The following is a 9,526-nucleotide window of genomic DNA, read 5'->3' on the forward strand; positions in this document are numbered from 1 at the left end:
GTGGGCGTGCGCAACATGCTCCTGCAATCTTCTGGGAAGGTGTCACCCCCATGCCGCTCGCCCTTCTGGCCCTCGCGATCGGGGCCTTCGGAATCGGCACGACCGAGTTCGTGATCATGGGGTTGCTGCCCGAGGTCGCTGACGACTTCGGGGTCTCCATCCCCACCGCCGGCTTCCTGGTCACCGGCTACGCCCTCGGCGTCATGTTCGGTGCCCCGCTGATGACCGCCCTCGGAACCAAGATCTCCCGCAAGCGGATGCTGATGCTGCTGATGGGCCTGTTCATCGTGGGCAACCTGCTCTCCGCCCTCGCACCGGCCTTCAGCGTCATGCTCATTGGCCGCGTGGTCGCGTCCCTCGCTCACGGAGCCTTCTTCGGGATCGGCGCGGTCGTCGCCGCCGACCTGGTGGCCCCGGACAGGAGGGCCGGAGCCATCGCGATGATGTTCACCGGTCTCACCGTCGCCAATGTGGTGGGCGTCCCGTTGGGCACGCTGATCGGCCAGAGTGCCGGTTGGCGTCTCACCTTCGCGATCGTCGCCGCCCTCGGTGTTGTCGGCCTGGTCGGCATCGCCAGGCTTGTCCCGGAGGTGCCCCGGCCGGAGGGTGTGCGCCTGCGTCACGAACTGGCCGCCTTCAAGAGCGCCCAGGTGCTGCTCGCCATGGCGATGACCGTCCTCGGCTTCGGCGGTGTCTTCGCCGCCATCACCTACATCGCGCCGATGATGACCCACGTGGCGGGCTTCGCCGACGGCTCGGTGACCTGGCTGCTGGTCCTCTTCGGCCTCGGAATGGTCGGCGGCAACCTCGTCGGCGGCAAGTACGCGGACCGGGCCCTGATGCCCATGCTGTACGTCTCCCTGGGCGCTCTGGCCGTCGTGCTCGCGCTCTTCACGGTCACCGCGCACCACAAGGTCCTGGCCGGCGTCACGATCGCTCTCGTCGGCGCCCTGGGCTTCGCCACCGTGCCGCCGCTCCAGAAGAGGGTCCTCGACCAGGCGCACGAGGCACCGACGCTCGCCTCGGCCGTCAACATCGGTGCCTTCAACCTCGGCAACGCCCTCTCCGCCTGGCTCGGCGGGCTGGTCATCTCGGCCGGGTTCGGCTACACGGCCCCCAACTGGGTGGGCGCCGCCCTGGCCACAGGTGCTCTCCTGCTCGCCTTCCTCTCGGCCGCACTGGAACGCCGCGACAACGCGCCGAGCGCCGTGGTCGCGGGAGCGACACCGGCTGACCAGAAGACCGCGGCGCACCACTGAAACCACATGACGTACAGCTGTGTCTCAGAGCGCGGCCACCGTCAGGGGAGCGAACCGCCGGGTCCAGTCACCCGGCAGCTCCGGGATCCCGTACGTCATGACCGAGTTGAAGGCGACCGGGTCCAGGCCCCGTTCCTTGGCCCACGCCCGCAGCTCTTCGTGCCGTACGTCGATGTCGGTGCGCAGGGGCCGGTCGGTGCCGGCTGCGAGGGACGTGATGAGTGCCTGGGCCGTCGCGGTGTCGCGGGCGACCAGCGGACCCACGACATGAGTGTGCATGTTGGGCCAGGCAGAGGCGTACCCGATGATCCGGCCGTCCTCCTCGGCGACGCGGAACTGGTCGGCGAAGGCGGGCAGCCGGGTGATGAGGTGCGTGCGATCGGTGCCGAGCACCTCCTCGTCGAGCCGGAGGATCGCGGAGAGGTCCTCCGCGCCGGCCGCGCGCGTGCTCACCGTCGGCGCCGGGCCGCCCGGGATGAAGTGACCGCTGAGCATCTCCGCCCGGCCGATGACCTTGAAGCCCAGCTCCTCGTAGAGCGGCCGGCCGTACGGCGTGGCGTGGAGGGTCAGCGGGGTGGTGCCCATCGCGGAGAGAATGTGGCGCATGAGCCGACGGCCGATACCCTGACGGGCGTGCCGTTCGGCGACCAGCACCATCCCGATCGCTCCCAGATCGGGCTCGCTGTAGGGGCCGTACTCCGTGACCACGCATGCCGTGACGAGCCCTCCGGCGGGATCGTCGATGCCGTAGCCCTTTCCGGCCGCCAGGAGGAGGCCCCACTTGTGTTCCTCGCGTGGCCACCCCCGGTCCTCGGACAGGTCCGCGCAGGCGGTGAGATCCCGTAGCGTCAGACGGCGGATGGGGAGAGAGGCAAGAGAAGGAGTAGGCACGCAGGTCAGGCTGTCCGACGTGTGCCCTCGGCGTCCACCAGTTTCCCGGGGTGTGTACAAGCTTTTGGCCATGTCGTAGCCAAGCGCACAACACGTGATCAGATGCCGGGTGTTTCACGTGAAACATCGGAGAACGGCGACCGTCCGACGATCGACCGGAAGCGTCCATGACCCATCATTGGTCTCCTGACCATGTGCTCTCCAAGGGACCACTAACCTCTGGCGCATGGCGAGACTTCATCTCTTCGACCTCGACGGCACTTTGCTGCACGGGACCAGCGCGCCGGTGCAGATATCCCGGCAGCTCGGACTAGAGGCCGAGACGGTGGCACTCGACCAGGCGGTCGGGGCCGGACTGATAGACCCGCCCGAATACGCGCAGCAGGTGTATGCGTTGTGGGCCTCCCTGACCGAGGCCCATGTTGTCGCGGCCTTCGACGGCGCCCCGTGGCTGGCCCGCATCCGTGAAGTGTGGGCGGAAATCAGGGAGCAGGGGGACTACTGCGCGGTCGTATCACTCTCGCCGTCCTTCTTCGTGGAGCGGCTCACCGGCTGGGGAGCGCATGCCGCATACGGGTCTCGCTTCCCGGCCGTCCCCTTCGCCGAGCCCGTGGATCCCGCCGGGGTGCTCAGTGCCGCCGCCAAGGTGTTGATCGCGGACCGGCTGTGCGAGCAGTTCGGCGTGACACGGGCCGATTGCATTGCCTATGGCGACTCGTCCTCCGACAAGGATCTGTTCGCCGCGGTGCCGATCTCGGTGGCGGTCAATGCGGACCATCACCTGTCCGCTCTCTCGACCCACTCCTACATCGGCATGGATCTGTGGGAAGCCTATGAATTGGTGCGCCACGCTCGGTAATTGCGTCAATTCGTGTGAACCCAGGCGGTCAGGAGCAGGGCAATGCAGCTTAACGGGACGCAGAGATCGAGGACCTGCATTCGTGGGTATGCGGCTTGCGTATTTGCGCGGAGTGGGACGCTGCACTGAGGGTGTCGCGGGGGCCGTGAAGCCGAGCGGGGAAAGCAAGCCGTCTGCGGGGGAAAGCAGGCGTCTTCCGACCGAGGAAGTGCGCAGACCGACCGAAAGATGTTCGAGGCGAGGCACACCATGGACGCTCCGACCGCCATGTCGGACGACGACGGCACTTCCGGGGGCGGGGCCGGCTGGTTCTCCTCACACGACCGGCCGACGACCGGAACCTCTCCAGGAGCCCTGACAGCCGCCCACCGCGGAACAGCGAAGCCCGCCGAGGGAACACCCGCCCCCACGGCACCCGGCACCACCCCTCCCCGGTTCCCGGGCCTGTCCCCGAGAGGCCAGCCGCCCTCCCCGGACGCCGTCCGCATCCGCCGGACCATGGCCGAGGTCGCGCCTGTCGCCGAGCAGGTCACGTCGTACTTCTACGCGCTGCTCTTCGTACGCCACCCCTATCTGCGCCCGCTGTTCCCCGCCGCCATGGACGCTCAGCGGGACCGCCTGTTCAGGGCACTGCTGACGGCGGCCGAGCTCATCGACGACTCTCCCGCCCTGGTGGACTACCTGCAGAACCTGGGCCGCGGCCACCGCAAGTACGGCACCCGCGCCGAGCACTACCCGGCGGTCGGGGAGTGCCTCATCGGCGCGTTGAGCAGGCACGCCTCCAGCAGCTGGGACCCGGAGACCGAAGCGGCCTGGGTCCGGGCGTACACGACGATCTCGCAGGTGATGATCGACGCCGCGGCCGCGGACGAGCACCACGCTCCGGCCTGGTGGCACGCGGAGGTTGTGTCGCACGAGCTGAGGACCTCGGACATCGCTGTCGTCACCGTCCGGCCCGACCAGCCCTATCCGTTCCTCGCAGGCCAGTACACGAGCCTGGAGACACCGTGGTGGCCGCGCATATGGCGGCACTACTCCTTCGCCACGGCGCCCCGCTCGGACGGGCTCCTGTCGTTCCACGTGAAGGCCGTCCCCGCGGGCTGGGTCTCCGGTGCCCTGGTGCACCGGGCCCGCCCCGGCGACATCATCCGGCTCGGCCCCCCGAGCGGCTCCATGACCGTGGACCACACCAGCGACAGCGGACTGCTCTGTCTGGGCGGCGGCACCGGCATAGCTCCGATCAAGGCGCTGGTCGAGGACGTGGCCGAACACGGCGCACGACGAGCGGTCGAGGTGTTCTACGGGGCCCGCACCGACAACGACCTGTACGACATCGACACGATGCTCAGGCTCCAGCAGTCCCATCCGTGGCTGTCGGTCCGGGCCGTCGTCGATCAGCAGGCCCGTCTCCAGCTCCCGGAGGCCGTACGCGCGTACGGCCCCTGGCACAAGTACGACGCCTACCTCTCGGGCCCGCCCGGCATGATCCGCAGCGGTGTGGACACCCTCAGGTCCCTCGGGATCCCGCCGGAACGCATACGGCACGACGCCGTGGAGGAACTCGTCCCGGCCCGGTGATCCCCTGAGAGCTCAGCCCAGGTCGGGTGCGTGCATGGCCCGTACGCCCTCGATGTTGCCGTCCAGATAGTGGCGCAGGGACAGCGGGACCAGGTGGACGGAGGCGATCCCGACACGGGTGAACGGCACCCGGACGATCTCGTACTCCCCGATGGGCTCGTCCACTTCGGGGCCGTGCCGCAGGGACGTGTCCATCGACTCCAGGTGGCAGACGAAGAAGTGCTGCACCTTCACGCCGGTCGCGCCGCCGTCGTCACCGATGTGCTCGACGGTGTCCACGAAGCAGGGCACCACGTCGGTGATCTTCGCGCCGAGCTCCTCGTACACCTCGCGGTGCAGGGCGTCGACGACGGTCGTGTCCGTCGGCTCGACTCCACCGCCGGGAGTCAGCCAGTAAGGATCCATGCCGGGTTTGGTGCGCTTGATCAGGATCAGATCATCGCCGTCGAGCAGGACGGCACGGGCGGTGCGCTTGACCACGGGTCGGACGGTCATGGGGGGTATGTGGCCCGGATGGTTCCACGTGAAACATCGCGTGGCGTCACTGGCCGGGATCACTGCGTGAGAAGTGCGTAATCCCTGCTCAGCACCAGTCGGAAGCCGCCCGCAGCAGCCATTCGTGCGCCCGCGCGATATGCGGCATGGCCAGCGTCCCGGTGCGCACGACCAGGAAGTAGGTGCGCAGCGGCGGCACGGCGGGTTCGTGCAGCGCGATGACGTCACCGCGCTCCAAAGCGTCAGAGCACAGGTAGCGCGGCAGCACGGCGAGCCCGGCGCCCGCGACGGCGCAGGCGAGGACGGCACGCAGATCGGGGACGACCACCGTTCCCGGTGCGGCTGGGCGGGAATCGAAGACGGAGGCCCAGTAGCGCGAGACGAAGGGCAGCGACTCGTGCACCTCGATCACGGGGACGTCCTCGAACGCGGGGGCTCGCTTGACGGCGGGCAGGCTCTTCGCCACATCCACCGGGCCGAGCCGGCCGGCCCAGCTCGGGGCGGCGACCAGGACGTGCTCCTCGTCGCAGAGCGTGCTCGCGGTGAGCAGGGCGCCCCGCGGGCGGGCTGTGCTGATGGCCAGATCGTGATGTCCGGCGGCCAAGCCCTCCAGCGTCTCCTCGGCGTTGCCGAAGGAGGCACGCAGGGCGAAGCCCTGGCCGTCCTCGCCGGTCAGCTCGGTGAGGGCGGGCAGCGCCCGCTCGGCTGTGAACTCGGGAGGCCCCGCGAGATGCAGTGTGCGCAGGGAGGACTCGTCGTCCAGGCCGGTCTCGGTGATCTCCACCAGGGCGTCGAGGTGAGGTGCGGCTTTGTGGGCGAGTTCGTCACCGATGGAGGTGGGGGTCACGCCGCGGGCCTGCCGTAAGAACAGGGGACGGCCCAGCTGGCGTTCCAGGGTGCGGATCTGCGAGGTGACGGCCGGCTGGGACAGCCCGAGCAGCGCGGCGGCACGGGTGAAGGATCCGGCCCGGTGCACCGTCACGAAGGTGCGCAGCAAGGCCAGGTCCATGGTGACGCCCCCTCTCGCCCCCTTTTCCGGCCCTCGGGGCAGGGGCCCAACTATAAATATGTCGATAGGTCTCTGTCGCTACTGTGATTGGACACTGACACAGAGTCAACTAGCCTTGTTCGCGCGGTTCTTCGCGCGCAGAACCGGGGCGGTCCGAGCCACGAGGGGGGAGGCTCGGACCGTCCGTCGTACGTAGCCGGACGTGGCCGCGTGTCCAGGAGAACCCCTGCTGAGAGGGTCAGCCGGACGCCTCGTCCAGCGCACGCAGGACATCCGCCACCAGGTCCTCGGGATCCTCGGCCCCGACCGAGAAGCGGATGAAACCCTCCGGCACGTCGTCCCCGCCCCAGCGCCGGCGCCGTTCGGCCGTGGAGCGGACCCCGCCGAAGCTCGTCGCGTCGTCCACCAGCCGCAGGGCGTCGAGAAAACGGTCGGCACGCGCGCGCGTGGGCAGCGTGAAGGAGATCACGCACCCATAGCGGCGCATCTGCTGCGAGGCGATCTTGTGCGAGGGGTCATCGGGCAGCCCCGGGTAGCGCAGCCCGGTCACGTCGGTTCGCTCCCGCAGTGCCCGGGCGAGCACCAGCGCGGTCGCGTTCTGCCGGTCGACCCGCATCTGGAGCGTGGCGATCGAGCGATGGGCGAGCCAGGCCTCCATGGGCCCCGCGATCGCCCCGACGATCTTCCGCCAGCGGCGTACGGCGTCCATGGCCTCGCCCCCGCGACCGGTGACGTACCCGAGGAGGACGTCTCCGTGCCCCGTGAGCTGTTTGGTGCCGCTGGCCACGGAGAAGTCCGCGCCGAGGTCCAGCGGGCGCTGTCCGAGCGGTGTGGCGAGCGTGTTGTCGACTGCGACGAGCGCACCACGCGCGTGTGCCGCCTCGACGAGCCGCCGGATGTCGCACACGTCGAGACCGGGGTTGGACGGGCTCTCGATCCACAGCAGCCGCGCCCCGTCGAGGACGTCGAGCTGCGCGTCGCCGCCGGTCGGCGCGGTGCGCACCGCGATGCCGTACGCCTCCAGCTGGGCGCGGATCAGCGGCAGCACCTGGTATCCGTCGCTCGGCAGGACGACGGTGTCCCCGGCGCGCAGCTGCGAGAAGAGCACGGAGGAGATGGCGGCCATGCCCGAGGCGAAGACCAGCGTCTCCACCCCGTCATGTCCCGGTGCCTCCAGCTCGCCGATGGCGCGCTCCAGCAGGCTCCAGCTCGGGTTGGTGTCGCGGCCGTAGGTGTACGGGCCGTCGACCTCCCCCGGCAGATGGAAGTGGGCGGCGAAGGCCGGGCCGGGCAGGGTCGGTTCGTTCTTGACCGCCTCTGGCAGTCCGGCCCGCACCGCGCGCGTGCCCTCCCCGTGGTCCGCAGCCTTCTCGCTCATGCCGTCCGTCCTTCCGCCCGCTCCCGTACCTCGGCGAGCAGACCCTCGCTCGCCGCCTCCACCATCTCAAGACACTCCTCGAAGCCGTCCAGGCCCCCGTAGTAGGGGTCCGGGACGTCGAGGTCGGCGCCCGCGGCGGGATCGTACGAACGCAGCAACCGTACTTTCGCGGCGTCGTGCGGGGTGGGCGCGAGACGCCGCAGGGTCTTCAGATGGCCGGCGTCGAGGGCGATGACGAGGTCCAGGCGGGAGAACCAGGAGCGCTGGAACTGCCGGGCCGTGTGGGCGCCGTCGTAGCCGTGCTCCTCCAGGACGGACACGGTGCGCGGGTCCGCGCCGTCGCCCTCGTGCCAGCCGTCCGTACCGGCGCTGTCGACCTCGACCAGGCCGTTCAGGCCGGCTTCCGCGACACGTGCGCGGAAGACCGACTCGGCCATCGGGGAACGGCAGATGTTGCCCGTGCAGACGAAACAGACGCGGTAGGTCATGCCTCCTCAGTCCTCGTCGGGAAGCACGACGTGCAGGGCCCAGGACACGATCGAGATGATCAGGCCGCCCAGGACGGCCGTCCAGAACCCCTCGACGTGGAAGCTCAGGTCGAGCACGTCGGAGAGCCACGAGGTCAGCAGCAGCATCAGTGCGTTGACGACCAGGGTGAACAGGCCGAGCGTGAGGATGAACAGAGGGAAGGTCAGGACCTTCACGACCGGCTTGACCAGCCAGTTCACCAGGCCGAAGACCAGGGCCACGAGTATCAGCGTCCACACCTTCTTGCCGGTGCTGCCACCGGTCAGGGTGATCTTGTCGAGCAGCCAGACGGCGACCGCCAGGGCACCCGCGTTGGCGATCGTCTTGACTAGGAAATTCTTCATGTGTCTGATCGTGGCAGAAGAGATCGGTCACGGGCACTGACGAGGGCGGACCAAGTCGATGAAGGCATTCCGGTTGGATGAACTGGAGGCGGAGCGCGCCGCCAACGACGGCGCCTATCTCCAGTTCCTGCGTGAGCGGAACATGTCGGTCGGACTGTACGCACTCGACGCGGGCGCGCAGGACCCGCAGCAGCCGCACCAGCAGGACGAGGTCTACTTCGTGGTGAGCGGGCGCGCGTCGATCACCGTGGGCATGGAGACTACCCAGGTGGCGCGCGGCAGCGTGGTGTACGTGCCGGCCGGTGTCGCCCACAAGTTCCACCACATCACCGAGGACCTCAGGGTCATGGTGGTGTTCTCTCCCCCCGAGAGCTGACCGGGAGACCCGGGGTTCCCTAGGGGATCAGTCAGGGGCGGACAAGGGGTGCGAGGCCCCCGCAGCGGCACCTCCCGGCTCTAGCATCGAGTGCAGGACATTGGTGGATCCGGTACCAGAGGGGCCGGACAGTGCCGGATTGCAGAGAGGTAAGTGCGATGGGAGAGATCTTCGCGGGGTTGCCGTGGTGGGTGAAGTGGATCGCGGTGCCGGTCATCGCCCTGGTCGTGTTCGGCGGACTGATAGCCACGGTCGTCGGCTTCGTCATCGGCCTGCTGTTCAAGCTGCTGGTCTTCGTGGCCCTGGTCGGCGGACTCGTTTACGTCGTACGGAAGTTCATGTCGAGTTCGTCGTCTCGCAGCGACTGGTGAGCCTCCGGAGCGGGCGGGGCGTCCGGTAACAGGAATCACCCGTTCCCTCGGGCGAGGGAAGTTTTCCGGGCGGGCCGTCTACGTGCGGTGGCGGACCGTTAAAGTCCGGAACTCGACGCGGGGACGACCCCGCGAGCGGAGTACACCCCCTCCCGTGTTCCCCGCACGGGCAGCCCCCCTCGCGCTCCGGGAGTGCCCCTTGGCCACGGTTGACACCGCACCCGCACAGATCGACGCCCGCTCGACGACACCTCCGTCACAGCCGACACCTCCGACACGGGCGACGGCTCCGACACAGCCGACGGATTCGCTTCGACCTACGGATTCGCTTCGACCGACGGCTCCCGGAGGCTCGATGGCTGCCGCCCAGCCAGGAGGCCCGACTCAGCCGGACGGCCCGACTCAGCAGGGGGGACCGGCCCAGCCGGGCGGACCCCC

Annotated in this window: 11 protein-coding genes; 5 read left to right on the forward strand and 6 right to left on the reverse strand. The window is 69.1% G+C overall.

Annotation, left to right across the window (positions count from 1 at the left end):
- The first annotated feature begins 50 nt into the window (after positions 1-50).
- Complete coding sequence (locus tag EHS43_RS01335; RefSeq protein ID WP_125188625.1) at positions 51-1,259, forward strand: MFS transporter; 1,209 nt, start codon at positions 51-53, stop codon at positions 1,257-1,259.
- A gap of 24 nt (positions 1,260-1,283) precedes the next feature.
- Here the strand turns inward: EHS43_RS01335 and EHS43_RS01340 are convergent, their stop codons facing one another.
- On the reverse strand, positions 1,284-2,150 hold the full coding sequence (locus tag EHS43_RS01340; protein ID WP_125188627.1) for a GNAT family N-acetyltransferase: 867 nt from the start codon (positions 2,148-2,150) through the stop codon (positions 1,284-1,286).
- Positions 2,151-2,376: 226 nt separating this feature from the next.
- Here EHS43_RS01340 and EHS43_RS01345 point away from each other — a divergent pair, with 226 nt between their 5' ends.
- Both EHS43_RS01345 and EHS43_RS01350 read left to right on the forward strand, forming a co-directional pair.
- Positions 2,377-3,009: an HAD family phosphatase gene (locus EHS43_RS01345; RefSeq protein WP_125188629.1), complete on the forward strand. Its 633-nt coding sequence runs from the start codon at positions 2,377-2,379 to the stop codon at positions 3,007-3,009.
- A 228-nt stretch (positions 3,010-3,237) separates the two neighbouring features.
- Positions 3,238-4,587 (forward strand): globin domain-containing protein, encoded by a 1,350-nt coding sequence (locus EHS43_RS01350; RefSeq protein WP_125188630.1) that lies wholly within the window; start codon positions 3,238-3,240, stop codon positions 4,585-4,587.
- Positions 4,588-4,599: 12 nt separating this feature from the next.
- Here the strand turns inward: EHS43_RS01350 and EHS43_RS01355 are convergent, their stop codons facing one another.
- The 5 genes from EHS43_RS01355 to EHS43_RS01375 all read right to left on the reverse strand — a co-directional run bounded on the left by EHS43_RS01355 (position 4,600) and on the right by EHS43_RS01375 (position 8,341).
- Positions 4,600-5,082, reverse strand: coding sequence for an NUDIX domain-containing protein (locus EHS43_RS01355; RefSeq protein ID WP_037711657.1), 483 nt, complete (start codon positions 5,080-5,082; stop codon positions 4,600-4,602).
- 88 nt (positions 5,083-5,170) lie between these two features.
- Positions 5,171-6,091 (reverse strand): LysR family transcriptional regulator, encoded by a 921-nt coding sequence (locus tag EHS43_RS01360; protein ID WP_125188632.1) that lies wholly within the window; start codon positions 6,089-6,091, stop codon positions 5,171-5,173.
- Between the two features lie 238 nt (positions 6,092-6,329).
- Positions 6,330-7,469, reverse strand: coding sequence for a cystathionine gamma-lyase (locus EHS43_RS01365; RefSeq protein WP_125188634.1), 1,140 nt, complete (start codon positions 7,467-7,469; stop codon positions 6,330-6,332).
- Positions 7,466-7,957, reverse strand: coding sequence for a low molecular weight protein-tyrosine-phosphatase (locus EHS43_RS01370; protein ID WP_125188636.1), 492 nt, complete (start codon positions 7,955-7,957; stop codon positions 7,466-7,468). Before EHS43_RS01370 ends, EHS43_RS01365 begins: the two co-directional genes overlap by 4 nt.
- A gap of 6 nt (positions 7,958-7,963) precedes the next feature.
- Positions 7,964-8,341, reverse strand: coding sequence for a phage holin family protein (locus tag EHS43_RS01375; RefSeq protein ID WP_125188638.1), 378 nt, complete (start codon positions 8,339-8,341; stop codon positions 7,964-7,966).
- A 58-nt stretch (positions 8,342-8,399) separates the two neighbouring features.
- Between EHS43_RS01375 and EHS43_RS01380 the strand changes: the two genes are divergently transcribed.
- Positions 8,400-8,717, forward strand: a complete 318-nt coding sequence (locus EHS43_RS01380) for a cupin domain-containing protein (RefSeq protein WP_125188640.1) — start codon at positions 8,400-8,402, stop codon at positions 8,715-8,717.
- A 158-nt stretch (positions 8,718-8,875) separates the two neighbouring features.
- Positions 8,876-9,088, forward strand: a complete 213-nt coding sequence (locus EHS43_RS01385) for a DUF5326 family protein (protein ID WP_037711649.1) — start codon at positions 8,876-8,878, stop codon at positions 9,086-9,088.
- The last annotated feature ends 438 nt before the right edge of the window (positions 9,089-9,526 follow it).

Origin of the sequence: Streptomyces sp. RP5T (genome assembly GCF_003933965.1) — a bacterium.
Lineage (GTDB): Bacteria > Actinomycetota > Actinomycetes > Streptomycetales > Streptomycetaceae > Streptomyces.